Annotated in this window: 26 protein-coding genes and 1 tRNA gene; 20 read left to right on the plus strand and 7 right to left on the minus strand. The window is 58.5% G+C overall.

Features of this window, described 5'->3' with window-relative positions:
- The first annotated feature begins 86 nt into the window (after positions 1-86).
- Complete coding sequence (locus tag RHEC894_RS00500; protein WP_085735487.1) at positions 87-713, plus strand: ribonuclease D; 627 nt, start codon at positions 87-89, stop codon at positions 711-713.
- A 357-nt stretch (positions 714-1,070) separates the two neighbouring features.
- Positions 1,071-2,624: a hypothetical protein gene (locus RHEC894_RS00505; protein ID WP_085735489.1), complete on the plus strand. Its 1,554-nt coding sequence runs from the start codon at positions 1,071-1,073 to the stop codon at positions 2,622-2,624.
- Between the two features lie 93 nt (positions 2,625-2,717).
- Here the strand turns inward: RHEC894_RS00505 and rpsA are convergent, their stop codons facing one another.
- Positions 2,718-4,421: a 30S ribosomal protein S1 gene (gene rpsA, locus RHEC894_RS00510; protein WP_085735491.1), complete on the minus strand. Its 1,704-nt coding sequence runs from the start codon at positions 4,419-4,421 to the stop codon at positions 2,718-2,720.
- A gap of 177 nt (positions 4,422-4,598) precedes the next feature.
- Positions 4,599-5,246 (minus strand): (d)CMP kinase, encoded by a 648-nt coding sequence (gene cmk, locus RHEC894_RS00515; protein ID WP_085735493.1) that lies wholly within the window; start codon positions 5,244-5,246, stop codon positions 4,599-4,601.
- Positions 5,247-5,582: 336 nt separating this feature from the next.
- Here cmk and RHEC894_RS00525 point away from each other — a divergent pair, with 336 nt between their 5' ends.
- From RHEC894_RS00525 to RHEC894_RS00545, 4 genes are all read left to right on the plus strand, one after another.
- Positions 5,583-5,966, plus strand: a complete 384-nt coding sequence (locus RHEC894_RS00525) for a TIGR02300 family protein (protein WP_011423496.1) — start codon at positions 5,583-5,585, stop codon at positions 5,964-5,966.
- Positions 5,967-6,115: 149 nt separating this feature from the next.
- A tRNA-Ala gene (locus tag RHEC894_RS00530) sits at positions 6,116-6,191 on the plus strand.
- Positions 6,192-6,541: 350 nt separating this feature from the next.
- Positions 6,542-7,492 carry a DUF2806 domain-containing protein gene (locus RHEC894_RS00535; RefSeq protein WP_164517658.1) on the plus strand — a complete coding sequence of 317 codons (951 nt, stop codon included), beginning with the start codon at positions 6,542-6,544 and terminating at the stop codon, positions 7,490-7,492.
- 806 nt (positions 7,493-8,298) lie between these two features.
- Positions 8,299-8,874, plus strand: coding sequence for a recombinase family protein (locus RHEC894_RS00545; protein WP_010069704.1), 576 nt, complete (start codon positions 8,299-8,301; stop codon positions 8,872-8,874).
- A 479-nt stretch (positions 8,875-9,353) separates the two neighbouring features.
- Here the strand turns inward: RHEC894_RS00545 and RHEC894_RS00555 are convergent, their stop codons facing one another.
- The gene (locus tag RHEC894_RS00555; RefSeq protein ID WP_010069706.1) at positions 9,354-9,704 is read right to left on the minus strand and encodes a hypothetical protein; all 351 of its coding nucleotides are present in this window, start codon (positions 9,702-9,704) and stop codon (positions 9,354-9,356) included.
- Between the two features lie 499 nt (positions 9,705-10,203).
- Between RHEC894_RS00555 and RHEC894_RS00560 the strand changes: the two genes are divergently transcribed.
- The 5 genes from RHEC894_RS00560 (at position 10,204) to RHEC894_RS00585 (ending at position 15,669) form a co-directional block, all read left to right on the plus strand.
- Complete coding sequence (locus tag RHEC894_RS00560) at positions 10,204-10,701, plus strand: hypothetical protein (RefSeq protein ID WP_010069707.1); 498 nt, start codon at positions 10,204-10,206, stop codon at positions 10,699-10,701.
- Between the two features lie 822 nt (positions 10,702-11,523).
- The gene (locus tag RHEC894_RS00570) at positions 11,524-12,798 is read left to right on the plus strand and encodes a hypothetical protein (protein ID WP_010069709.1); all 1,275 of its coding nucleotides are present in this window, start codon (positions 11,524-11,526) and stop codon (positions 12,796-12,798) included.
- Positions 12,799-13,145: 347 nt separating this feature from the next.
- The gene (locus RHEC894_RS00575; protein WP_245339489.1) at positions 13,146-13,883 is read left to right on the plus strand and encodes a hypothetical protein; all 738 of its coding nucleotides are present in this window, start codon (positions 13,146-13,148) and stop codon (positions 13,881-13,883) included.
- A gap of 249 nt (positions 13,884-14,132) precedes the next feature.
- Positions 14,133-15,062, plus strand: a complete 930-nt coding sequence (locus tag RHEC894_RS00580; RefSeq protein ID WP_125460932.1) for a hypothetical protein — start codon at positions 14,133-14,135, stop codon at positions 15,060-15,062.
- A 4-nt stretch (positions 15,063-15,066) separates the two neighbouring features.
- The gene (locus RHEC894_RS00585; protein WP_085735504.1) at positions 15,067-15,669 is read left to right on the plus strand and encodes a hypothetical protein; all 603 of its coding nucleotides are present in this window, start codon (positions 15,067-15,069) and stop codon (positions 15,667-15,669) included.
- Here RHEC894_RS00585 and RHEC894_RS00590 read toward each other — a convergent pair.
- Positions 15,666-17,093, minus strand: coding sequence for a DUF6538 domain-containing protein (locus RHEC894_RS00590; RefSeq protein ID WP_085735506.1), 1,428 nt, complete (start codon positions 17,091-17,093; stop codon positions 15,666-15,668). The genes RHEC894_RS00585 and RHEC894_RS00590 overlap by 4 nt on opposite strands.
- 223 nt (positions 17,094-17,316) lie before the next feature.
- On the opposite strand from RHEC894_RS00590, the gene RHEC894_RS00595 reads away from it, so the two are divergent.
- The 3 genes from RHEC894_RS00595 to RHEC894_RS00605 all read left to right on the plus strand — a co-directional run bounded on the left by RHEC894_RS00595 (position 17,317) and on the right by RHEC894_RS00605 (position 19,406).
- Positions 17,317-17,610 (plus strand): GIY-YIG nuclease family protein, encoded by a 294-nt coding sequence (locus RHEC894_RS00595; RefSeq protein WP_010067460.1) that lies wholly within the window; start codon positions 17,317-17,319, stop codon positions 17,608-17,610.
- Positions 17,611-17,826: 216 nt separating this feature from the next.
- On the plus strand, positions 17,827-18,549 hold the full coding sequence (locus RHEC894_RS00600) for a YoaK family protein (RefSeq protein ID WP_085735508.1): 723 nt from the start codon (positions 17,827-17,829) through the stop codon (positions 18,547-18,549).
- Positions 18,550-18,617: 68 nt separating this feature from the next.
- Positions 18,618-19,406: a YdcF family protein gene (locus tag RHEC894_RS00605; protein WP_085735511.1), complete on the plus strand. Its 789-nt coding sequence runs from the start codon at positions 18,618-18,620 to the stop codon at positions 19,404-19,406.
- A 19-nt stretch (positions 19,407-19,425) separates the two neighbouring features.
- On the opposite strand, the gene RHEC894_RS00610 is transcribed toward RHEC894_RS00605, so the two are convergent.
- On the minus strand, positions 19,426-19,899 hold the full coding sequence (locus tag RHEC894_RS00610; protein WP_085735512.1) for a hypothetical protein: 474 nt from the start codon (positions 19,897-19,899) through the stop codon (positions 19,426-19,428).
- Between the two features lie 175 nt (positions 19,900-20,074).
- Here RHEC894_RS00610 and RHEC894_RS00615 point away from each other — a divergent pair, with 175 nt between their 5' ends.
- Positions 20,075-20,710 carry a trimeric intracellular cation channel family protein gene (locus tag RHEC894_RS00615; protein ID WP_010068690.1) on the plus strand — a complete coding sequence of 212 codons (636 nt, stop codon included), beginning with the start codon at positions 20,075-20,077 and terminating at the stop codon, positions 20,708-20,710.
- Positions 20,711-20,725: 15 nt separating this feature from the next.
- On the opposite strand, the gene irrA is transcribed toward RHEC894_RS00615, so the two are convergent.
- Positions 20,726-21,145: an iron response transcriptional regulator IrrA gene (gene irrA, locus RHEC894_RS00620; RefSeq protein WP_085738804.1), complete on the minus strand. Its 420-nt coding sequence runs from the start codon at positions 21,143-21,145 to the stop codon at positions 20,726-20,728.
- 301 nt (positions 21,146-21,446) lie between these two features.
- Here irrA and fabA point away from each other — a divergent pair, with 301 nt between their 5' ends.
- The 5 genes from fabA to RHEC894_RS00645 all read left to right on the plus strand — a co-directional run bounded on the left by fabA (position 21,447) and on the right by RHEC894_RS00645 (position 24,743).
- The gene (gene fabA, locus RHEC894_RS00625; protein ID WP_085735514.1) at positions 21,447-21,962 is read left to right on the plus strand and encodes a 3-hydroxyacyl-[acyl-carrier-protein] dehydratase FabA; all 516 of its coding nucleotides are present in this window, start codon (positions 21,447-21,449) and stop codon (positions 21,960-21,962) included.
- A 44-nt stretch (positions 21,963-22,006) separates the two neighbouring features.
- On the plus strand, positions 22,007-23,239 hold the full coding sequence (gene fabB / locus RHEC894_RS00630) for a beta-ketoacyl-ACP synthase I (protein WP_085735516.1): 1,233 nt from the start codon (positions 22,007-22,009) through the stop codon (positions 23,237-23,239).
- 4 nt (positions 23,240-23,243) lie between these two features.
- A complete protein-coding gene (gene fabI, locus RHEC894_RS00635; RefSeq protein ID WP_010068842.1) occupies positions 23,244-24,050 on the plus strand; it encodes an enoyl-ACP reductase FabI in 807 nt (268 codons plus the stop codon).
- A 91-nt stretch (positions 24,051-24,141) separates the two neighbouring features.
- Positions 24,142-24,351 (plus strand): type II toxin-antitoxin system HicA family toxin, encoded by a 210-nt coding sequence (locus RHEC894_RS00640; RefSeq protein WP_010068843.1) that lies wholly within the window; start codon positions 24,142-24,144, stop codon positions 24,349-24,351.
- Positions 24,348-24,743: a type II toxin-antitoxin system HicB family antitoxin gene (locus RHEC894_RS00645; protein WP_085735518.1), complete on the plus strand. Its 396-nt coding sequence runs from the start codon at positions 24,348-24,350 to the stop codon at positions 24,741-24,743. The genes RHEC894_RS00640 and RHEC894_RS00645 overlap by 4 nt, the downstream gene beginning before the upstream one ends.
- A 3-nt stretch (positions 24,744-24,746) precedes the next feature.
- On the opposite strand, the gene RHEC894_RS00650 is transcribed toward RHEC894_RS00645, so the two are convergent.
- Entirely contained in the window at positions 24,747-25,763 is a 1,017-nt protein-coding gene (locus RHEC894_RS00650; protein WP_085735520.1) for a class I SAM-dependent methyltransferase, read from the minus strand.
- Between the last annotated feature and the right edge of the window lie 23 nt (positions 25,764-25,786).

The following is a 25,786-nucleotide window of genomic DNA, read 5'->3' on the forward strand; positions in this document are numbered from 1 at the left end:
GGCGCTCTAGCAGCAGGAAGCGGTTTCGCATTTTGCGCCTTTGCGCTATAGCGCCAGGGGAGAGTATCCGAACGAAAGACAGTCCGATGGCCGCCACCATACGTTATCACGAAGGCGATATTTCCGCAGCCGATGCCGCCCGCTATACCGGCGCGATTGCCATCGACACGGAAACGCTCGGCCTGGTGCCGCGCCGGGACCGTCTTTGCGTCGTCCAGCTTTCACCGGGCGACGGCACTGCAGACGTCATCCGCATCGCCGCCGGCCAGAAAGAGGCCCCCAATCTGGTCGCCCTGCTCGAAGATCCGACTCACCAGAAGATCTTTCATTACGGCCGCTTCGATATCGCCGCGCTCTTCCATACTTTCGGCGTCACCACGACTCCGGTCTTCTGCACCAAGATCGCCTCGCGCCTTTGCCGGACCTATACGGACCGCCACGGTCTCAAGGACAATCTCAAGGAGATGCTCGACATCGACATCTCCAAGACGCAGCAGTCCTCCGACTGGGCGGCCGAGCCGCTGTCTCCGGCCCAGCTCGAATATGCCGCCTCCGACGTGCTGTATCTGCACGCGCTTCGCGACAAGCTGACGGCACGGCTGATCCGCGACGGCCGGTTCGATCATGCGACGGCCTGCTTCGCATTCCTGCCGACCCGCGCCAAGCTCGACCTGCTCGGCTGGGAAGAGGCCGATATCTTCGCCCACAGCTGATCAAATTGCCTGCGACATGCAGGAAACCCGGGACCGTGGACGGGTCTGTTCGCAGCCGTTAAAGCATGTCGCGCAAAAGTGTGCAGCGGTTTTGCCAGGCAAAGCGCGAAGCGCTTTTGCCGCAACGACATGCGTAAAACAAAGACCTAAAGCGCGAGGAGCGAATCTGAAAGATTGCGACGCGCTTTAGCGATTCGTTAACGCCTCTTTCCTAAAATTCCTCTTAATATTTATGCATTCGATGACGCTGAAATCGCGTCATGCGGACGGGAGGATCTGCTCGATGCAAGGGGGCCGGATGAGCGCGGTCCTTTTATAGAGCCTGCTTTCATCGTCACTTTACGAAAGGAGCATGCCATGTTGACTCCCGTTCGTGCAGCGTCCAATGCGAGCTTTTCGTCTCAAGGCCAGACTGCGGCGATCGTCGCCGGCAGCATCGGCCGTTCCGTCATTGCTCCCGCGCCCGTCAACCCAGTCGAAGCTGCCGACCTGAATTCCGCCATTGCCGGCAAGCTCAATATCCTGCTCCTTGCGGCGCGCGAGCGCATGGTCGAGGCTCTTTTCGACGTCATCGACGCGGCAGGCCGCTCGATCTCGCTGGATCGCGGCGAGGACGAGACCAATCTTGCTTTTGCCTCCCGGCTCGCCGACGCTATCCGGGGGCTGCCGGCCGCCAGGATCGACGAGATCGAGCGCCAACTCGCCGGAGAAGGCCATAGCCTGCCGCTGCGGATGATCGCCGAAGCCCTGAAAAACCCGGCAGGCCCGCAAGCGGCGCGTGTCGTCGCCTATCTGGAAATCGTCCGCTACAAGGATCGCGATCTCGCCGCCCGCGCCGTCGTGCGTTCCTATGGCCAGAACGACGCTTCGCCGATGCGCACTGAGGCCCGCCCCGAGATAGAGCTGCATGAGGACAGCCTGCCCGCCGCCATGCGCCAATCGGCAGAAAGGCCACCCCTGCCGGCCGATGCGCCGGTCGAGGTTGCCGTGCTTGCGACCGCCGAGGAAGCAGTCATCGCCGAAGTCGCGGAAGCTGCCGATCCGGAAACGCCGCAGCTTGAAACCCGGGCTCAGCCCGCTTCGGCAACGGCAAGGGAGGTCGTCTCCGAGAGAGCTGCGCCGCAGGAGATCGAGGCCAGCCAATCCCTGTCGGCGGAGACAGCCGCAACAGACGACCTGATGGAGACGACGGAGCCGTCTGCCGTCCAGCCGCGCGCGACGTCGGAAAGGGCCGATCCCGTCATTCCGAGGAACTGGACGGGCATTGTCGCCTCGATGACCGAAGAGGCCTCCGAAATGATCGCCACCATCATCCGCGAGCAGGACGTCGAAACCCTGCTTGAGGATGTTTCCGTCGAAGCGGCAGTGGAGATCGATACGATCCTCGATGAAGCCGTCATTAGCGACGCGACCGAGACCTTGACCCGGCAGCCGGCGGAATTGGCAGTGCCGGATGCTCGCCAGTCGGCCGTCCCCCACGCGCCGCAGATGGATCGCGAGATCGCGGCTCCCGCTGCCCGGCAACCGAAGGACATCTCAGCGCAGCCACCAATGATGCCGATTCCCGAGACGGCCGAGCCTGCCTATATCCAGCTCGCAGCCCGGATGCCGGACGGCTTTGCCTATACCCAGCTGCCCTATCAGTTCGCCAAGGATACGCCGCCGAACGAGACGGCAGGCGAAACGAGCCACCAGCATCATCATGGCGGTGCGCCGCAGGATCAGCAGCAGCAGGATGACCAGCAGGCTCAATCCGGTGGCGAAGATGCCGAACCCCGCGCCGAAGCAGCCAATGCGGCGCCCGAACGCAGGGCCCCGAGAATGATCGATGCCGAGCCAACGCCGCATCAGCCAGGCGCGCCCGCAGATCCTGTCTATGCGCTCTATCAGCGGATGGTCGGCTGGGAATAGTCGAGGCAGGCCTTAAAACTTTTTACCGCCTGAAAATGAAGAACCCGCCGGATCGCTCCGGCGGGTTCTTCAATTCAGAAGCGGATGCGAGGCTTATTCGCCGCCGCGGTTCTTCAGGGCTGCGCCCAGGATGTCGCCGAGCGAAGCACCCGAGTCGGACGAACCGAACTGAGCAACGGCTTCCTTCTCTTCCGCAATCTCCAGAGCCTTGATGGACAGCATGATCTTGCGGTCCTTCTTGGAGAAGTTGGTGACGCGGGCGTCGAACACCTGGCCGACCGAGAAACGCTCGGGGCGCTGCTCGTCGCGGTCGCGGGCGAGGTCGGCGCGACGGATGAAGGAAGTGATGTCCTCGTGGTTGACGAGCTTCACTTCGACGCCGCCGTCGTTGACTGCGATGACTTCGCAGGAAACGACCGCATTCTTGCGCAGATCGCCGGAAGCAGCAGCATCGCCGACCGCATCCTTGCCAAGCTGCTTGATGCCGAGCGAGATGCGTTCCTTCTCGACATCGACGTCGAGAACGACGGCCTTGACGACGTCACCCTTGTTGAACTCCTCGATGACCTGTTCGCCCGGACGGTTCCAGTCGAGGTCGGAGAGGTGCACCATGCCGTCGACATCGCCGTCGAGGCCGATGAACAGGCCGAATTCGGTCTTGTTCTTGACTTCGCCTTCGACTTCAGTGCCGGCCGGATGGCTGCGGGCGAATGCTGCCCACGGGTTTTCCAGCGTCTGCTTGAGGCCGAGCGAGATACGGCGCTTGGACGGATCGACTTCGAGAACGACGACTTCGACTTCCTGGCTCGTGGACAGGATCTTGCCGGGGTGAACGTTCTTCTTGGTCCAGGACATTTCCGAGATATGGATCAGGCCTTCGATGCCCGGCTCCAGCTCGACGAACGCACCGTAGTCGGTGATGTTGGTGACGGTACCGGAAATCTTCTTGCCTTCCGGATACTTGGCCTGGATGCCATCCCACGGATCGCTCTCGAGCTGCTTCATGCCGAGCGAGATGCGGTGGGTTTCCTGGTTGATGCGGATGATCTGAACCTTGACCTGCTGGCCGATGTTCAGGATTTCCGACGGATGGTTCACACGGCGCCATGCCATGTCGGTGACGTGCAGCAGGCCGTCGATGCCGCCGAGGTCGACGAACGCACCGTAATCGGTGATGTTCTTGACGACGCCGTCGACAACCTGGCCTTCTTCGAGGTTCTGAACGATTTCAGAACGCTGCTCGGCACGGGATTCTTCCAGAACCGTACGGCGGGACACGACGATGTTGCCGCGGCGCTTGTCCATCTTGAGGATTTCGAAGGGCTGCGGGTTGTGCATCAGCGGCGTGACGTCGCGGATCGGGCGGATATCGACCTGCGAACGCGGCAGGAAGGCGATCGCACCGTCGAGGTCGACCGTGAAGCCGCCCTTGACCTGGTTGAAGATCACGCCTTCGACGCGCTCGCCGGCTTCGAATTTGGCTTCGAGCTTGATCCAGCTTTCTTCGCGGCGAGCCTTTTCGCGCGACAGAACAGCTTCGCCAAGCGCGTTTTCGATGCGCTCGACATAGACTTCGACTTCGTCGCCGACCTTCAGCGAACCGTCCTTGGCGCGTGCGCCGAATTCCTTGAGCGCGATGCGGCCTTCAACCTTGAGGCCGACGTCGACAACGGCGACGTCCTTCTCGATGCCCGTGACGATGCCCTTGGTGACATAGCCTTCGGCCAGGTCGTTCTTGGCAAAGGACTCTTCGAGAAGAGCCGCGAAATCCTCGCGGGAGTGGGTAGCTACTGACATAAAATCTCCTGCGTGTCCTGGTAGGGAAGCGGACACGTATGCGCCGGTTGGTTTGCGTTGAACGGGCCTGAACCCAGTCCGCCCTCTTTCACGAAGGCAATCCGGCGCTTGGACGGAATTTCAGGCTTGCTGTATTAAAAAGCGATTCATGCTCGAAGCATGCAAAAACGCTTGAATTTAGGCATTTCGGTTCAAGACTGCATCGATGATCGATTGCGCAGCTTGAAACGCGGCTTCTATACTCATTTCCGACGTATCAAGCAAGTGCGCATCATCAGCTGGTTTCAAAGGGCTGTCGGCCCGTCCCGTATCGCGTTCGTCGCGCCGCTTGACGTCTTCGAAAATCGCCTCGAAATCCGCTGTCGCCCCCTTGCCGAGGATTTCGTCGTAACGGCGTCTGGCGCGCACCTCCGGCGAGGCCGTCACATAGAGTTTGACCGGCGCATCCGGGCAGACGACCGTGCCGATATCGCGTCCGTCGAGCACGGTTCCCGGCGCTCTGCCGGAAAAGCGCCGCTGCGCCTCGACCAGCGCCCGGCGCACCGCCGGCATGACGGCAATCTTAGAGGCGGCTTCGCCGATCTCGTGTTGCGAAAGTATATCGCGATTGAGCCCTGCGAGTTCAACCTCCCGCGCGATCTTTTCGGCCACCGCCTCGTCATCAAGCGGCAGGCCGGCATCAAGCAGCGCCTTGGCGGTGGCGCGGTAGGTGAGCCCCGTGTCGAGATGGTGAAAGCCGTACCGCTCGGCGATAAGGCGCGAAAGCGTGCCCTTGCCGGCCGCCGCCGGGCCATCGATGGCGATGGTGAAAGTCTTCGGTGTCATGTGATCCATCCTGCGTCAGGGCTTACGGAGGGCGGCAGGCCCCGGCGCGGAGCCGTGCGTGGCGTAATCCTTTGTAAAGGCGAAGCATTTCCTTCGCAATGCCGGCCTTTCCGGCGACGATCGCCGCCCGCTTGCGCGACCGCTGCGGCTCGTTACCATATCGGCGCCGGCCGGTCATCCGCCGGTGCCGGAAAAACCCGGCGCTCTGATCATAAAGTTTGGCTTTGACATGGGAAGCCACAGCGATTAAGGGGACCGGCTTATAAATTCCGATGGAACGCCGGCTTGAACGGCATTTGCCGAATCTCGGATTCGGCCATTCTCACGAGGCTTATAGTGGCGAAAGCGGAACTTGGAACCAAGCGTACCGATCCGGAAACCGGCAAGAAGTTTTATGATCTGAACCGGGATCCGATCGTTTCTCCTTATACCGGCAAGTCCTACCCCCTGTCCTTCTTCGAAGAAACCTCGGCGATCGCTGACGTTGCCGAAGAAGACGAGGTTGCGGAAGTCGATACCGAAAACACCGAAGTCGAGCTGGTTTCGCTCGAGGATGCCGATGACGGCGCCTCCGGCGACGACATCCCCGATATGGGTGATGACGATGTCGAAATCGAAGGCGACGACGATGACGATACCTTCCTCACACCCGACGAAGACGATGACGACGACGACATGAGCGACATCATCGGCGTGACCGGCGACGAAGACGAAGTCTGATTCAGACAAATGCCGGCCCGGATGACAAAAAAATTCCGGGTCGGATTTTTTAGGCTTGCCATCTGCGAAAACCGCAAGTAAGAAGCCGCCACCCCAGAGGAAACGCCCTCTGGAGTATCCCAGGACCGGCCAGACCGGGCCACCTTGATGGGGCTATAGCTCAGCTGGGAGAGCGCTTGCATGGCATGCAAGAGGTCAGCGGTTCGATCCCGCTTAGCTCCACCAATTCCTATTCATGTCGTTTTTTCTCAATAAAAATAACTGGATAAGGCGTCACGGGAGATCCGTGAGTACCCAATAAAGTACCCAACCTAGGTACCCAGTAGATTCGCAGCTTTGCCGGATGATTGGCCCAAGCGAGCGCATAACGCCGACGAGAGTTGCGCACATGTTCCGTACTCGCCATGGTGTAGGCGGCGGTGACAGATGATTCGGGGGGGCAGGTGACTAATCGGGACCACTTAGATACCGAAACCTCACTAACGGCGGAAGTTACACCTACCGGCGTGAGTGCGAAAGCAAAAAGCCGACTGATTTCCGCGTTTGATCGGTTGGGTGGTAATTTAGCGGAGTGGTTGAACGTCCGCATCGAAGGTGGAACTGCACGGCGGAGATCAATTATTGAAGGTGAGCGCGCCTTAATAGAGGAAACCGTCAAGTACGGAATCGAGCACCTAAAGAGCGATCCTCAGTTTGCTGCAAGGGCATTTGAAACCCACTTCGGGACGGTCGCGCGAAAGCAAATCAATAGGGACGAAGTTCTGGGTTATGCCGTCGAAGATTTGAAGATTTCTCCCCCGACCGAAATTGAAGCTGCTGCTGGCCCTGAAGAGCTTAACCAACCCTTTATGGATCGGTTAGGGAGTTACGCTGGCGAAGCATCGACCGAAGAGCTGAGGCAGCGATGGGGTCGGGTATTGGCTGAAGAAGTAAGGAACCCGGGAACATTTTCGAACAAAGTTCTTCGCGTCGTGGATGAGATCGATGCGGCAACTGCTAAGCTTTTTGAGGACGCTTGCGATCATCGAATTGGCGACTCCTTACCCAGATGCCTGACAGGCGAACTCCCCTACGCCACCGTAATTGCCCTCACAACTGCAGGTCTCCTTGTGGAGCCGGGCCTGGGTCAACATCGTGGGTTCAGCGGGAGCAAGAGCAACACGGGGGAGGACTTTTGGTTGATCTCATTCGACGACAATGCTCTCGTGATTTCGAAAGACGCGAAATTGCCCGACCAACAGTTTGGGGGTATGGCCGATTCAAGTAGGGCAATCTTCCGGAACCACACTTCGTTCCCTGCGACAAGCGTCTACATCCTGACAAAGGAAGGCCTTGCGATTAGTTCGATCCTCCCAGATAAGGCCCGCGAAGCGTTTCTTCGCTATGCAGGACTCGTCCGGGAGCAAATGCCCGAGATAGAGTTACGCATCTGCCGCCGCAACGTCGCAGGGGGATATGACGTGGTGCAGATACTTGAAGGCTCCCCTCCAGAGCAACCCTCTCCCGGATTCTCTACAGCAACATAGGGCCTCAGCAGGAGACTTGAACAGGACCTTCGGCCCCTTCTTGTAACTAAGTCGCAAGCCAAGCAGATTTAGAGGTCGCGCATCTCAGAGGCCACCTACGTGCCAGTGACCGCGCAATTTCCCCCCGGTACCCCTTGATGGGACCCTAGAGCTGGTGCGAAGTATGGTCGAGGCCACCGTTTGGAATCAGTTCAATGACGCGCAGCGCTGCGTCTCCGATCCTCAACCAGCCTCTGCAAGACGGCCAAGAGAGAGGTTTCATCATCCGTCCCGGTGCTCCATCGCTCGGCAACTAATCCACGTAGCAAGACTTTATGACTGGACCCGCCGTACATTGTGTTAGCGGATGCCAGCGCTTCGACGGCTGGAACATGCCGGAGACCCAGCATCCCCTCTCGAAGCTCTTCCGGTGACGCCTTAGGCGGGGTTGCTGCGAACTCGATACGGTAATTTGGAGCATGTCCCTTTCCTCCCGCGCCGAGACGAACCGCCCACGGACCGTGCTGAAGTTCGAACTGTTTCGCGTTCCTGAAGATACCTCGGACGTATTCCTCCGGCTTATTTAGCAGGCCGTTTCTGACGATGTAGTCAAGGCGCACGTCCTGGGGCAATGTAGCCATCTCAAGCTCCAACGTTTCCGTAAGCTAGGCTTCGGATCGCTACCAAGTTAACGAGCTGTCTCAATAGAGCAAGCCCTTGTGAGTCTTTCCCTAGGCGGCCCGAATAGTCTCACATAAGTACTGTTGACATTTTGAGACAGATAGCATCTCATAGTCAGTGATCCGTGTGAGACTGAGGACGCCAACATGACAGCAGTGATGATAGGTTATGCCCGCACATCCACCAACGACCAAAAGGCAGGCCTGGATGCCCAGCTCCGAGACCTACAGGCGGCGGGATGCACCAAGATATTCAAAGAGCAGCTTTCCTCTGTGGCAAACACCAGGCCCGAGCTGGAGCGCGCCCTTGAGTTCGTTCGCGAAGGTGACGTACTGGTGGTGACCAAGCTGGACCGGCTTGCCCGCTCGGTGGCAGACCTCATGGCCATCACGGCGGCCCTTAAGGCCAAGGGGGTCGAGTTGCGCATCCTCACCATGAATCTCGACACGTCTACACCCACAGGCAAGCTCATGCTCAATCTGTTGGGGTCAATCGCGGAGTTTGAGCGGGAGCTGATGTTGGAGAGGCAACGAGAGGGCATCGCCAAAGCAAAGGCAGAGGGGAAGTATAAGGGTAGGGCTCCAACCGCGCGCCTACAGGCGAGTCACGTGTTAGCGTTGAAGGCCGAGGGAAAGAGCCCGACGCAAATACAATCGACATTGGGGATTAGTCGTGCCAGCTACTTCAGGATTCTAAAAGAGGCGGATATCGTTTCGAGATAGATCACGCTCCAGAAGGCAAGGCAATGACTCAAAAGATAGTCCTGCGATACGTGTTGCCGATAGCCGCTCTCTTATGTCCAACCATCGCCCACGCTGACGCAGCCTTTATGACGGGCAACATGCTTCTTGAAAATTGCCACAAGGAAAAGCTCTTTGTGCTCGGATACATGATGGGCGTAGTAGACAAAGGACTCCTAGACAGCGATGTCGCTGACTGGGGGCTTGAACATGAACCTGGGTCCATACAGCTGAAAGTCGTCGGCAAATTTGTACGCACCAACCGTTGTGTGCCTGACAGAGTCACCTCGGGCCAAATGGTTGACGTGGTTTGCAAATGGTTAGATGACCATCCAGCTGACCGACACAAGTATGGACCTTCGTTGATAGCCAGCGCTTTCGAGAATGCGTGGCCATGTGAGTAGTATGACAGCGCAACGCGGTATCCCAAGTTCCTCGCGTATCCCCGCTCGAACCTATCCTCATTGAGGCCCTTCAGTTTGGCTGGACTGCACGAAATCCCTGTTGGACTGGCTCCAAGGAAAGCACGTCAAAGGTTTCCCGATATTGCCGTGATCATAGTAGCAAGCGGAAATCGCGCCGGAAGTAGTGTCCATTCGGACAATCGTGGTGTTCTTGAGAAGGACGGCCTGATAGCGGCCCAAAGAACCCCACGGAGAAAGATGCAATACAATCGCACTGCCCAATACGATACCGAGCGCGCTTAACGCAACGACTGCGATAGGTGACAATGAGGTGGCGGCGGGTAACGCTTGGGGCTTCCCATCGTCAATCTTGCGGGTGGCCTGAAGCCCTTGCTCAAGTGTATCCATAGCGATTTCCTTGAGGCCTGTGCCTGCGGTGCGCCCCCGCAAGCTTGCCTCCATGACCCCTTGATCCGGGGTTGGAAACCGAGTCTAGTCGGCCCTAAGCTTTTAGTTCCGTGGAACCTGGACATAACCAAGGCCCCCGGACCAACTTAAGGTCAAGGACGGTTCCCTTCCGGTGGGAACCAGTACCGCTAGACTCAGGGTTTCCAGCCCTGGAGCGCCGCGTCTGCGCTCAACGCCAACCATTATCCACCTATCGGCAAGTCGGCAAGAATCTCCTTCAAAAAGAATATCAACTTAAAATCGTATTAGTGGTATATGCTAACGTATTGAGATAGCCTCTCTGCCGTGTTTCCGGAGGACATGGCTTCATCCATCGACCTTCGGATTCCTTCCCATGTCCTATCCTAAATGTCTGATCCAACTAGATTTTCGCGATGGATATTCTTGAATGCGTGGGCCAGCAACCCATGTGTGCGTCTCAACTCATGGAGAACACACAATGGGAATTGAACCTTTTCGCATTTACATTGCCGCGACGCAGCATGGAGCGCATCGCAACGGAAAAGTGCACGCCGGCTACGCACTCCGGATGCTAGGAAACGGCATCGACAAAGTGATGCATGCTGGCGGACTCCAGGCGGAAGTTCAGGCGATGTACGCAATCGGCTTGAAGGACGCTTATTCGTTTCTGTGGTCTGAGGTCGAGGACAAAGTCTCCGACAATAAGCCGACCGTCGAGGTTGTGGTCAGAAAACCGAACATGAGCGTTAGATTTCGCAACGCCGACGAGAGCCTGGTCGAGAAGGCTAAAACGCGGGAAACCAAAGCCGCAGATAACATCGACGTGTGGCTGGAAGATAGCGTGATGGCGACTCACTTCCCGACTACATTTCGGAAGCCTGTTGACAAGGAAGGGCAAATACTGAGGCAGGTCGAAGATTTGGCAAAAGCTGAAGCCCGCAAAAGTGCTTTGAGTAGCGGGGGCGCCGGTGAATAAAATACACAGAAGCGGCCATATGACAGCGGAATGTCGATGCGCGGTCCCAGGATGCAGCCGACCGGCAGAAGTATCCGATGGGTCCGGCCTGGCTCGCTACCACTGTCGTTACCACGTCCAACACAAGTCTCGGCACGGCTCTCATTGGCACACGACCTACAAAGCATCCGAACTGCGGGCCTATGTCGATAGCGCCAACCTTTGGATAAAAAACCACCGGCAGGACCCAGCCTATCAGGCGGCATACTGGCAGCTAGAGCACCTATTGGCTGGCGCTGGACCTGCGGCCCCGGCAACAAATCTGCGTGGCCAATCTGCCGAGTATCGCGCGCGGGTCGCCTTTGCGCGTCTGCGGGCAGCGAACATTCCAACGCGGAGGATCATCGCCATCTATCTCGGCGTTGCGGCTCTCATTGAGGATGATTACGGCAGTCATCGCACCCGAGAGTTCCGCATTGTGCAAGCAGCAAAGGCCATCCATAGGCTCGCTAGCGGCACGCACCGCAAGTGGGACGTTTGGGACCCGCGAACAGGCGGCACCCGGCAGGCCGAACTTCACGCCTACCCTCGCTCATCGGGGCATGTCCTGAGGAAGATCGGAGAGACGTTGGAGAAGGCATGCGATGAGCTAGCCCCTGCAGCCGTGCCCGAGGTCATCGCAATGCGAACCCAGCACTTCGGACCCCATCCATCTCATCGGCCCATCGCTACGGCGTCCTGATCAACAACAAAGTCCTCACCACCGTCTGATCACCTGGCGGAGGTGGGGACGCACATGTTGGAGCCAACTTGCATCCGAAACGACAAGCGGACGAAAAGGCGATGCCTCATGTCCTGCATTATGACCCGTGGCTGACCGCCCGTAGTGATGGTTTTACCGGATTGGCTGACCGGTTGTTTGAAGAGCTTCCGCGCCCGATCATCACCGAAGGAAGGAAGCCGAGGGCCGACGCAGAGGAGCGTCGTAAGCTCTCCTTGAAGACACTCGTGGCTAACGTTATGAAGGCTGCGCTCAGCCCATCTAGGTATGTCGGCTTGGCGGTGCCGCTCGGCAATGGGAGGCTCACCCGATACGACCGGAAAGACTTCAGTGCTGATGTCTTGAGGCTGGTGATTGACGAGGCGAGACACGCGGGCCTCGTTGCAGTCGAGAAGGCTATCTTTAAGGAGCGGCGGACGATCGTTGCCCCGACACCCTATTTCCTAAAGCTTGTTGCCGAGCGTGGCGTGTCGATTGCCGATCTCCATCACCTCGAAGGCCGGGAGACAATCGAACTGTGGGCGGGGAGCAGAAGAAGCGGCGGCAAGACGCCGGTTGACTATGCGGATTGCGAGGACGCGGACGCGAGGCGCGCCCAGATGGCGGAAATCAACAGGGTCCTTAATGGTGCTGATATTCGCCTGGACAATCGTGGATGCGGCCCTATCCAGCTCGTACGGAAGTTTCGAATTGAAACGCCCGAAGACGCCCACACCTTCAATGGCCATGGCAGGCTTTATGGCGGCTTTTGGGAGGACTTGCCGAAGGACCAGCGGCATTTGCTGACGATTGGTGGGGAGCAAGTTGTTGACCTCGATTTTGCAGCGATGTTCATCCAGCTCGCCTATTGTCGCCAAGGGGCCGAGCCGCCGAGCGGCGACCTATACGCGATTCCCGGATTGGAGGAGCACCGGAAGGAGGTCAAGCCGCTAATGGTCTCATTGTTCTTTCGGAACAAGGAGGCTCGGCGGCTGCCCAACGGCGGCAAGGGGGCTTTGCCTGACGAATGGAACATGGCGCGCTTTAAGGCGGCAGCATCACAGTTCCATCCGGCCATCATACCGCTTTTTGATACCAACGTTGGCTTTGAGATGATGGCGCTGGAAAGCGAAATCCTGGTTAGCATCTTGTTGGAGCTTGCCTCAAACGGCGTGGCCGCATTGCCAATGCACGATGGTATCATGGTGCCGGCAAGCCAGAAGGAGTTGGCCGTCGAAACAATGCGAAGTGTCAGCGCCGCAAAGGCGGGTCGTCCGCTTCCAGTTGTCGAAAAGCCAGTCCAAAAGCCTGCGCCAAATAACTCCCCACTATGGTGCTCTAGGGCTGCCTTGGGGTGATTGGCCTCATTGCGGTAGACCCCATCATCACCTTCAGCTCAATGGCGGCTTCAAGCTGCTTAGGGGAACCTGGGGGCTGTATCTCAAAGTGACCAACATGGGGGGCTCATGCTTCCTTCCCGTGCTGCCTTGGGGAAGAGATGATGATAGGCGACCCATTACCGTTCCAATGCCTCAAAGCTATACTTTGCGTTCGCTAACGGGAGACCAAAAGATCATTCCACTAGGCGGCTGTCGGTGGAGGTGATGGGGTCAGAGAATGGACGGCTTTCTTCCGCGAGCTTGCAGGCTCAACCTCAGTATGTCACGCTCCCAAGAACCACAACCCGAGCCATTATGGTAACAGATTGACTGACCCCGGCTTCTCCCTCGAAGAAATCCACGAGATGCTGGACGGCATTGAGCGAAGCCTAAGCAGGCTGAAAGCTGCAACCCTCCACCAGAAGTACATGCCCATGACATATATTCCAGAGGCGGTCTCTGTCTTTATGGAACTCGAGATGAATGGCGTTCTCCATAGCCTCGGGATCAATCCCTCAGTGGCGAACAAACTGAAGAACTTTGACGCGAAGCTCAGAGCCCCCGTAATGATAGCCGCGCTGGGCAGGGCTCGCAGCTACCTTCGAACGTTGGAAAGCGAGCACGGCGGTGGCAAACCTTCTCCAGAGCATCCGGCGAACCAGGATCTTCTGATTCAAGAGCTTGCCGAGGCACATCCACCCCCGCCAATTCAGGTTTGGGCAGAACAGTGGGTCTATTTGAAGCGTGGATCACGCGCCAAGGTGATTATCGCTGATGTCTCCGAACTGCTTGACGAAGCTGTGTTTCTAGCCAAGGCCACAAACCTGCCTGAAGATCAGGCCGCCTTGACCGCCATCGAGCGGGCGCAGCTCATTGCCATCTTGGAAACTACGCTTGCTGTGTTAAGGGCTCCGATGGTCGAGCCTGGGCTCTTAAAGAAGGCTGCTGGCATCGCCAAAGAGGTTGCCCAGAAGACGGCCAAAAAGAAGGCCGAAGAGGCGCTCGGTACTGGTCTTGAGGTTGTTGCCAAAAGGCTTTTAGAACTCATTGGGAGTTTAATGTAAACAGGCGCACCGATTATTCCGGACCCCTTGTGGCTGCTGAAAGTAGAGGGCGTCCATGATTGAAGAAAGCCGCTTTGCGCCTTCAGCAACTAGACAATTAGCGCTGTTGCTGTTCAACCTCGCATTATGTCTGACCAAGTGATTCTCATCAACGATAATGGCGCGCGGGTCCAAGCTAGTATCACGATGGACGAGCGGGGAATCAGCCTCCACAGTAGAGGCCGAACCATCCGAAACGTTGATTACCGGGTGGCGCTTGAATTGATGATATCTCGGCTGGACAATGCTGGGATTGATTACAATATATTTTTCGATGGCATTGCTAAACAGAACCTCCCGCTGTCTTCGCGGCAACATTTCTTTGATCGTAAGGCCACAGTTCAAGAGCGTTTTGATGCAATTGCCGAAGCCGGCGGTGCGTATCGAAGGCTATTAATCACGGCACCGGGCGTTAGCCCCGTCGAGTTGCGGGTCGCGATTGGAGCGGTGGCAGTGGCAAACGAGATTGTCCGCCTGTCTGCCCGCGATTTAAGAAAGGTTACGACGACTCACATCCAAAGTGCTGTCCAGAGGCTCCTCAACGGCGACGACGCTCCAAACTTCGCCCCGTCTCGCGACTATGATGCTTTCACCGAAACAGGCACTCCACTTGCGCCCAAAAAGGTGTTCGGTCTGGCCCTTGAGGAAGCGCTTGGAATAGAGGCTTATCCTGGCCACTTTAGCGCGGGATGGGGTCAAATCTGCTTCGAGTTGCTCGAAGAAGCTGGCCTCTGGATCACGCCGAAAAAGGAGGGCGTTGCCCGCCCCAAGCCTGACCCCAAGAAGGTCGAATCAGAGCTGGTTGGTTTTGCGCCGACAGAAGAAGAGCGCAGTTGGATCGAGGGTAACCCGAAAATCGTCTCGCACCTGCAGCGTGAAAGAGCCGCCGGTTTGGCAAAAGAAAAGCGGGACGCCTTCATTGCAGAGCATAAGCGGCTTTTCTGTGAGGATTGTAAGCTTGATCCTGTTGAGCGATATGGCACTGCAGGGGCTGCGTGCATCGAGGTTCATCACCACGGAACTCACATTGCGAACATGCAGCCTGGACACAAAACCAGTATGGAAGACCTAAAGTGCTTATGCGCGAATTGCCACCGGGTGCTACACCGCAAGCTAGCGCTTGGCATTCATTTAGGATGATGAAATGTTTTATATAACGTCACTGCCTGAAGAGCCTGAAGGCTATGTCAATATATCCACTTCTTCGCAGTGGGAACGCTGGGTCCGTCGGTCTTTGCCCGAAGGACTAGAGGTCGAAGTTCAACGACGGCTGATCTCAAATCTGAAGCACGTCCTAGTGGGCTTGGAATTAAAGGCTGCGCTAATTGTTCCTCATGCGCGCCGTGGTCCAGGCCCGTCTGTCCTATTCGAGCCTTATATGCATATAATGAGTTTCGAATTCTGTGTCGGGGCTTTTTCCGTGTTTGAGGGAATCGGATCGGCACTCTGGCTGCGTGAAAATGGCTTTGATGGTTCAGCAGCAAATCGGGTCGGCTTCGAGGAATGGAAGCCACCGCTGATTTCCACTTTTGATCCTGAAGGACAATTCTCACTTGAAGCCGGCCTCGATCGCGTTAAGAGCGTCAGGGACAAGCTGCATCAAGATCGACTTGGGGCTCGGGAAAACATCGACTGGCATGCATTTTCCTTCGAAGAAGCCTTCGTTCCCGCTTTCACAGCGCTCCAATGTCTGCTGCTACAAAGGGAGGGAGACCTTCCTGAAGGCACCAATCTTAGAGCTTTCTAGCTGAATTTCTGGGCATTAGCCTGCGAGAGACTGTCGCATGCGGCAGCGCCATCGCGCAGCACAGGAAGCTTCACCGATTGGACACATTCGCGTGCCTGTTCAAGGAGCGGCCCTCCAGAGTAAACCCCAAAGGTCATCCCTTGCCGCTTGTGCCCGACCACAACCGCTATGGTGCTCTCAGGCTGCCCCGCCTGCTCAGCTTTGGTGATGAACCAGCGTCGGAAGCTGTGAAAGTTTACTAGACCCCTGCGCTTGCCCTCGCGCCTGTCCTCCACGCCGACACTACGGCGATATTCGGTGAACTCGTTGGAGGTCTTGAAGGAGCGCTCACGCAGCGAATCCGCTTTCTTCACGCCAGGCCACTCAGGGAAAATGTCATCCTCAGGCTGCTTCCCCTTTTTCCTCCGCTCAACGATCTCGATTAGGTCAGGGTGGATGGGGCAGAGGCGCGGCCCCGGTTCTTTCTTCTGGGGCTTGAACACGAAAACCCCGTCGTCACGGCAGTCCTTTGCCTTGAGGCACACGATGGCATCCAACCGGGCACCGGATAGGGCTGCAACCCTCATAAGGTCGTCCATTTCTGGCTCAGCAGGACCTTGGAGCAAAACCCGGACCTCATCGTCGGTGAAGGGGCGTTCCTTCTGGTCAGTTGTCTGTTGGGGTTCACGCAGTCGGCGGCCCTTCCAGATATTGGATTCGACCTCATGCCTGTTCTCCAGCCAAGTCCAATAAACTGAAAGGCGGCTTACGTATTTGTTGAGAGTGACGGGGGTCAGATTGGCGGTGACGTTCGGAAGTTCGTCACAGAACCGAACGGCCTCCTTTTTGGTGATAGCCTGTAGATAGGGCGGCACACCAGCGCGGCTGCACCACTCCTTCAAGAGGTTCATCGCTCGCCTATCGTCCGCCAGGGTGCGAGCCTTCACGTGCGACATCGAAAGGAACTTCTCATGATGGAGGTCGACCGGTGTCTTTTCTCCTCGCGCCAATTGCGAAAAGTCGGTAGCGAGTCGCAAACGTTCCGGATCGAAGACATCATGCCCACGCTCATCAACCGCGAGGGGGCGACCTGCGAGAGACTCTGCCTGCCAATCGATCTCTTCATCAATTACATCTCGCCGCGCCGGATCAAAAGCGGCTCTCCGCTGCTCTGCAAATTTAATAGCCTGCTGTATGGCCTGTTCACGGCTTACGGCTCGCGCGGCCTCCAGTGAGAGCGACGGATCTTCTGCGTGTGCAATGGTCGCCTTGAGTTCTGCCAGTGCATCCCACTTGAGCCGGTTTGCCTCTTTAAGGCTATCTGTCCCGAGCGCTTTCTTTAGCTTCGTGCCAATTTTCGCATGAAGCTTCCTCGGGACATTGACGACCACGCGCCACTGGTTCCCGTGAAGCTCTAGATATTTGCGGTCGGATGAGAGGGACAAGAAAGCCTCCGAGTACCCAAGAAAGTACCCATATGTAGTCCCACAGTTAATTGATTTTCAATAACTATTTGACAGAAAATAAAAATTTATTGGGCGAGGTTGTCTCCCGCTTAGCTCCACCACGCTTCGCCCTTACGGGCTTCGCGTGGCGCAGCCGCGAGAAACCGTTAGGCCGAAGCAGTGCCCGGCATAGCCCGAAGGGCGACGACGGGCTGAAGCGCTGATGTGGTACGTCTATATTCTCCGCAGCGTCGATTTTCCCGATCAGGAATACACCGGCTCTACCGCCGACCTGAAACAGCGGCTTACTGCTCACAATACACGCAAATCCAACCACACTGCCAAATTCGCACCATGGAATTTGCTCTGGTATTGCGCCTTCCCCGACAAGCACAAAGCCCTTGAATTCGAAAAATACCTGAAATCGCATTCAGGCAGAGCTTTCGCCGGCAAGAGACTGGTCCAGCCGAACCCGGATACCGGTCGCTCGGCGGGTGGGATGACCGATTCCGATTAAGTGCTGGCTGCTGCGGTGCCGAAAGCCACTCAGTTAAGTCGTGCAGTCAACTCCGGCAGGCTTGCCCCCACACCCGCCGACGCGCCTCGTTCTCTTCACATCTCTTCCGAAGCACAGGCCGCACCCCATCCCTTCCAATCGCCTTTGCCAATTCCTCAATGAAACGAATTATCCTCGTTGCTGCAATCCCAGCGATTCGCCTCCAGGACCTCGCCCATGACCAGAGCAAGACGCCGCCGCCTCATTCGGACCCGACGAACCCTGACAGGGGTTGGCCTCGTCGGCGCGATCGCATTTCTCGCCGGCATGACCGATGCGACCGGGCTGCTGCTGACCGGCGATTTCGTGTCCTTCATGACGGGGAATACGACGCGGGCGGCCCTCGCCCTGAGCGAGGGCAATCTTCATCATGCGGCGGTGCTGATCTCGGCCATCATCGTTTTTGTGCTCGGCAATGCGGCCGGCATCGTCATCGCCCATGTTTCGCAACGGCGCATTTTCGTCGTGCTCGGCTGCGTCGGCCTCGTCCTGGCGCTCGCCTCGGTGATGACGGCGCAGGACATGTTATTCGTCCGGTTTTATCTGATCGTTTTTTCCATGGGCATGGTGAACGCCGCCGTCGAGCATATCGAGGGCCTGCCGATCGGGCTGACGTATGTCACCGGCGCCCTGTCGCGCTTCGGCCGCGGCATCGGCCGCTGGATCATCGGCGACCGCCGTGTCGAATGGACGATCCAGATCGTGCCCTGGGGCGGCATGGTGCTCGGCGCCGTCGTCGGCGCCGTGCTGACGCGACTGACCGGAGCCTATGCGCTGTGGCTGGTCTCCCTTTTTGCCATGGTGCTGGCGCTCGCCGCGATGTTCATCCCGCGGCCGCTGCAGCGGCGCTTCAACCAGAAGATCGCACCGAACCGGCACGTCGTCGCCCGCACCAAATGAAACCGTCGCATTCCTGTCATCGTCGAATCGGATAGGAAGGACCGCCGCCAATCCCCAAGGAGCAGGTCTTGTTCGTCATTTCGAAGCTTGTCTGGATTTTCGCTCAGCCGCTGTCGCTGGCATTCTTCCTCGTCTTCCTTGCCCTCATTGCCGGCCTTCTGCGCTGGCGGACCTTGAGCATTCTCGGCGCGGCCGGTTCCGCCCTCATCCTGTTCATCACGCTCTACACCACGGCCGGCAATCTGCTGATGCAGGGTCTCGAGCAGCGCTTCACAAAACCCGCCGCCGATCCGGAAAATCTGCAATGCATGATCGTGCTCGGCGGCGCTTTCGAAAACGAGGTGAACACGGCGCGCCACGGTATTGAATTCAACGCCGCGGCCGACCGCTTCGTCGAAGCCCTGCGGCTCGCCCAGAAATTTCCGCAGTCACGCATCCTTGTGTCGGGTGGCGACGGTTCCCTCTCGGGCGTCTACGAGGGCGATGCAGCGGCATCCGAGCGCTTCTTCCCTCTCTTCGGCATCGGCAAGGATCGCCTGATCGAGGAGACGCAGTCGCGTACCACCTTCGAAAATGCCGTCAATACCAAGGAATTCCTGGCAAGCCAGGGGTTGTCCCATTGCCTGCTGATCACCTCGGGCTTTCACATGCCGCGCTCCGTCGGCATTTTCCGCAAGCTCGGCATCGATACCGTGCCCTGGCCGACCGATTATCGCACCGATGGTGCGGTGAGGCCGGGGTTGGATTTCACCCAGCCGAACCTCAATGCGCAGAACATGGCGACCGCCATCCGCGAATGGTATGGCCTGGTCGGCTATTATCTCGCCGGCCGGACGTCGGAGCTCTATCCGCGCTAGATCACATTGAATTTGGGATCTATTTCTTCGAGATGGTGACGAATTTCGTGCCGCGCACACGGGCTGTGACGATGCAGGGATCACCTTCGGTGCGGTCGCAGAAACGTGGATGCATCTTCATCGCCAGCACCATGTTGCCGAAGCGCTGGACGAAGTCGTAGCCGTAGATCTGCGCCGTCGCGATCATGAAATAACCGCCTTCGGCGACCTGCAGGTAGAAATTATAGGTGCAGCCGTCGTCATTGCACTGCGGCCCCTTCTGCCCGTCGCAGGTCAGTTGGCCCTCATTGACCACCGCATCGATCAGGCCGTCATTGTTGATATCCTGGCGGGTGACGAAGCCATCGGCGAATTCGGCCGTCTTGCACTGCTCCTGGAAATGTTTCTTCTCGTAGATCTCCGGATCGGAGATCAGCGATTGCTGGCCGAAGGCCACAGCCGGCATGATAACCAGCAGGAGAATGTTCAGAACGGCGAGCACCAGCGTTTTCACGGCTTTCCTCTTTTGGACAAAGGCTCTGCAGCCTGATGCATGTCGCCCGGAAGTGCGCAGCGGTTTGGGGTGACGACATGCATCGAATAAAGACATCGGCTTTATGGCTGTACCGCCTTGCGCCGCGCTTGCCGCCGTGGTTTTTGGTGAAACATTCCGCGGTTCCGGGGCTCGCATGTCTTTGCTCGTCTATCTCGATTATGCCGGCATTGCGCTGTTTGCCGCCACAGGCGCGCTTGCCGCCTCGCGCAAGCAGCTGGATCTGATCGGTTTTCTGTTTTTCGCCATGGTGACGGGAACGGGCGGCGGCACCGTGCGCGATATCGTGCTCGGCCGCGTGCCGGTCTTCTGGGTGCTGAACCCTGCCTATATCCTCGTCTGCTGCATCGTGGGCGTCATCGTCTTCTTCACCGCCCACCTGCTGGAATCGCGCTATCGCCTGCTGATCTGGCTGGATGCGATCGGCCTTGCCGCCTATTGCGTGCTCGGCGCCGCCAAGGGCCTTGCCGCCACCGGTTCGCCGACGATCGCGATCGTGACCGGTACGCTGACGGCAACCTTCGGCGGCATTCTGCGCGATCTGATGGCAAACGAACCTTCGGTGCTCTTGCGGCCGGAAATCTACGTGACTGCGGCCCTCATCGGCGCCGGTGTGTTCACGCTCGCCAATGCGCTCGGAATGCAGCTCTATCTGGCGTCTGCCTGCGGCGTCGCCGCAGCCTTTGCGGTGCGCGGCGGAGCCCTATGGTTCGGCTGGACCTTTCCGACTTACAGACACAAGCCCGGTCGGCACCCCGACGATGTCATGTGAAGGCGCTCGAGGGCGTCAGCCCTGCTTTGCCCGCAGGCGGATCACCACGTCGACATGGGCGATCTCCATGCCCTCAGGCGGTTCGGGCAGATTGCCGATCGTCAGGTTGCTGACGGGAATGTCGAGCACCTCGTTCTGACCTTCGACGAAGAAATGGTGATGATCGGAAACATTGGTGTCGAAATAGGTCCTGGCGCTCTCGACGGCGAGAACGCGGATGAGGCCGGCTTCGGTGAACTGGTGCAGCGTGTTGTAGACGGTTGCCAGCGAAACCGGCACGCCGGCGGCAACCGCCTCTTCGTGCAGTTCTTCGACGGTCAAATGCCGGTCGCCCTTGGCAAACAGGAGGTCGCCGAGCGCGACGCGCTGGCGGGTGGGGCGCAGGCCCGCGCCGCGCAGCCTTACCTCTATTGCGATCGGGAGTGCACCCGTCATCAAGACCAACTCCGGTTATTCCTGCATAAAGCAATCATGTTTCTTCAAGCGGTATAACTTTTGCATCGGAGCCTTTCAATAGTTCAATGGGGACAAGAGCCTGATAAACCCGGCAAAAACGGGCTTTTGGCGTAAATAGGTCTGGTCGCGGCCCTGGCCTTCCTGTATTCGACCACCAAATAATGGCGTAAGCCTGGTCCGGGACGATGAAGGAAGCCGCCTTGCTCGTGCTTCATTTTCTGAGGAACTTGGACTAAATGTTGACATCCATCGGCTTCACGCGGGGGGAAAAAGAAACTTTATGACGACCAGACAGTCCAGCTTCTCGTACGACGAACTCATTGCCTGCGCACATGGCGAGCTGTTCGGCCCCGGCAATGCGCAGCTTCCCCTGCCGCCCATGCTGATGGTTCACCGTATCACCGATATTTCCGAAACCGGCGGCGCCTTCGACAAGGGCTACCTCAGGGCCGAATACGACGTACGTCCCGACGACTGGTATTTCCCCTGCCATTTCGAAGGCAATCCGATCATGCCGGGTTGCCTCGGCCTTGACGGCATGTGGCAGCTGACCGGGTTCTTCCTCGGCTGGCTCGGCGAGGAAGGTCGCGGCATGGCGCTTTCAACCGGCGAAGTGAAATTCAAGGGCATGGTCAAGCCGCATACGAAGCTGATCGAATATGGCATCGACTTCAAGCGTGTCATGCGCGGCCGCCTGGTCCTCGGCACCGCCGACGGCTGGCTGAAGGCGGACGGCGAGACCATATATCAGGCGGCCGACCTTCGCGTCGGTCTCTCGAAAGACAAGACGGCCTGAAACCGCATTTCAGGCGGTTCACGAAACAAAAAAGGTTTGATCAGATGAGACGGGTAGTTGTCACGGGTCTGGGTATCGTGTCCTCGATCGGGAACGACGCCGCCGAAGTCACCGAGTCGTTGCGCCAGGCAAAGTCGGGTATTTCCTTCTCCAGCGATTTCGCCGAGCACGGCTTCAAGTGCCAGGTTTGGGGCAGCCCCAAGCTCGGTGCGGCGGAGCTGGCCGAACTGGTCGATCGCCGCGCCATGCGCTTCCTGTCGCAGGGCGGCGCCTGGAACCATGTGGCCATGAAGCAGGCGCTCGCCGATTCTGGCCTGGAAGAGAAGGACTACGCGCAGAATGAGCGCGCCGGCATCATCATGGGCTCCGGCGGTCCGTCGACCCGCACCCTGATCGAGGCGGCCGAGATCACCATGAAGAATAACAGCCCGAAGCGCATCGGCCCTTTCGCCGTGCCGAAGGCGATGTCTTCGACCGCATCGGCCACACTCGCCACCTGGTTCAAGATCCACGGCGTCAATTATTCGATCTCGTCTGCCTGCTCGACATCGGCCCATTGCATCGGCAACGCTGCCGAGATGATCCAGTGGGGCAAGCAGGACGTGATGTTTGCCGGCGGCCATGAGGATCTCGACTGGACGATGTCCAACCTCTTCGACGCCATGGGCGCCATGTCCTCCAAGTACAACGACACGCCCGATACCGCCTCGCGCGCCTATGACGCCAACCGCGACGGTTTCGTCATCGCCGGCGGCGCCGGCGTGCTGGTGCTCGAGGAACTGGAGCACGCCAAGGCCCGCGGCGCCAAGATCTACGCCGAGATCGTCGGCTACGGTGCAACCTCGGATGGTTACGACATGGTCGCCCCCTCGGGCGAAGGCGCCATCCGCTGCATGCGCCAGGCGCTCGCATCAGTCAAAGGCGATGTCGACTACATCAACACCCACGGCACCTCGACGCCGGTTGGCGACAGCAAGGAAATCGGCGCCATCCGCGAGGTATTCGGCTCGAAAATCCCGCATATCCAGTCGACCAAGTCGCTGACCGGCCATTCGCTGGGTGCTGCCGGCGTGCAGGAATCGATCTATTCGCTGCTGATGATGCAGCAAGGCTTTATCGGCGAAAGCGCTCACATTTCCGAGCTCGATCCCGAATTCGAAGGCGTGCCGATCGTGCGCAAGCGTATCGACGATGCGAAGATCGATATCGCCCTCTCCAACTCCTTCGGCTTCGGCGGGACAAACGCCACGCTGGTCTTCCAGCGTTATAACGGATAACAAAATGACGGGAATCATGCAGGGTAAGCGCGGCCTCATCATGGGCGTCGCCAACAACCACTCGATCGCCTGGGGGATTTCAAAAGCTCTCGCCGCACAGGGTGCGGAACTCGCCTTCACCTATCAGGGCGACGCGCTCGGCAAGCGTGTCAAGCCGCTGGCTGCCGAAGTCGGCTCGGATTTCGTGCTGCCCTGCGATGTCGAAGACGTCGCTTCGGTCGATGCCTTGGTCGATGCGATCGAGCAGCGCTGGGGCAAGCTGGATTTCATCGTCCACGCCATCGGTTTTTCCGACAAGAACGAGCTGAAGGGCCTCTACGCCGACACCACGCGGGAAAATTTCAGCCGCACCATGGTTATTTCCTGTTTCTCCTTCACCGAGATCGCCAAGCGTTGCGCGCCGTTGATGGAAGACGGCGGTGCGATGCTGACGCTGACCTATAATGGTTCGACGCGCGTTATCCCGAATTACAACGTCATGGGCGTCGCCAAGGCAGCGCTCGAGGCTTCGGTGCGTTATCTCGCCGCCGATTACGGTCCGCGCGGCATTCGCGTCAACGCCATCTCAGCCGGCCCGATCCGCACGCTTGCCGGCGCCGGCATCTCGGATGCGCGCGCCATCCTCTCCTGGAACCAGCGCAATGCGCCGCTGCGCAAGACCGTGACCATCGATCAGGTCGGCAATTCGGCGCTCTACCTGCTCTCCGACCTTTCAGCCGGCGTCACCGGCGAAATCCACTTCGTCGACGCGGGTTTCAACGTCACTTCCATGCCCATCCTGGAAACGCTGCGCGGGGCGGACGTGGAGTAAAGGCTATCGCACTGCTGAATCTGGGCCGTGCGCACAATAGTGCGCACGGCCTTGTTGTTTTTGTCGGGATGAATTATACCAAAAAAGAGATTTGAGGCGCTCAGCGGAGCGAAACAGTCAGAGGATTATCGCCAGGCTGAAGCGAGAAGGCTTCGAAGTGGTTTCCATCAAAGGCTCGCACCATAAGCTTCGGCGGGGCGGTCAGAGCATCATTGTTCCGCATCCGAAGAAAGATCTGCCGATCGGCACCGCGCTTGCGATCGCAAAACAAGCCGGATGGAATGTGAGTGACAAACCATGAAGTATTTCATCGCTCTCGTGCACAAGGACATGGACAGCGCTTTCGGCATCAGCTTTCCGGATCTACCGGCGGTATTCTCCGCTGCCGATGAGGAAGAAGACCTGACTGCGAACGCCATCGAAGCGCTGCGCCTCTGGGCGGAAGATGAAACCCTGCCGACGCCTTCCTCATATGATGAGATCAGTTCTCGGCAGGATATCCGCGAGCAACTGGCCGGCGGTGCCTTTCTCACGCGTATTCCCTTTATCGAGGATACGACACGCACCGTTCGAGCCAATGTCACTTTCGACAAAGGCATGCTCGATGCGATCGACAAGGCCGCTAAAGAGCGTGGCCTGACCCGTTCGGCTTTCCTTGCGAGTGCTGCCCGCAAGGAAATCGAAGCCGCCTGAGCCTTACTTCTTCGCCCACAGTACCTTGAAGCGGGCATTCCGGCAGGTTTCGCCGCTTTCCTTGAAATTCGCCGACAGAACCGGCTCGTAGGGCAGGCCGCGATTGGCGACCAGCATCAGTCGGCCGCCGCCGCGAAGAGCGGATGCGGCGGTCTTGATCAGCGTCTGGCCGAGCGCCGGCTCGGCGGCGTGTCCTTCATGGAAAGGCGGGTTCATGATGACGAGATCGTATTTGTCCTTGACCGGCTCGCCTGCCAGATCGTGCCAGAAGAAGCGCGCAGGCGCGTTCGGGCAGTTTTCCGCCAGATTATCCTTCGCAGCCTCAAGAGCCGCGTGGTCGGCCTCGTAGAGGTCGAGACGGGTCAGTCCGCGCGATCTCTGTGCCAGCTCGACGGAGAGATAACCCCATCCGGCGCCGAAATCCGCCACGTCGCCGGTAAAATCCTGCGGCAGGCGCGAGGCGAGCAGTTCCGACCCGGCATCGATCCGGTCATGCGAGAACATGCCGGCAGTGGCATTGAAACGGCCGTCGACGCGCACCGGCGCCTTTGCCAGCTTGGAGACGATCTCGCCGGCATCGGCAGGGCGGCCGAACCAGAAGGCGACGCCGTGATATTTCGGCATATGGTCGATGGCGAGGCCGAAGCCTTCCAGGCGTTTGCGCAGCGGCTGAATGCCGTCTTCCTTGGCGCCGGCAACGACGATCAGGCCGCCCATCCGCGTGCGGGCGATGGCCGCGGCGAGATTGGCCTCGTTCTCGCCCTTGTGCTTGGTGCAGAGCACCAGGGCGGCATCGTAGTCCTCGCCGTCGATCTCGGGTTTGGCGTCGATCCGCTGGGCCAGCAGCTGCCGGTAGAGCGGCCGGAAGCCCTGGACGGCGCTGAGCGAGGCGGCGAAATCGTCGGGCAGCGCAAAGCCCGCCTCGGCGCCGAGGAAGAGCACACGCTCGCCCTCGCCGGGCGCCTGGACTGTGCCGCTGGCAAAGGGATGGAACAGGGTCTTCAGCGTCTCGCGGCTCATGGGTCTCGTCTCGTTAAAAGCAG

Origin of the sequence: Rhizobium sp. CIAT894, assembly GCF_000172795.2 — a bacterium.
Classification (GTDB): domain Bacteria; phylum Pseudomonadota; class Alphaproteobacteria; order Rhizobiales; family Rhizobiaceae; genus Rhizobium.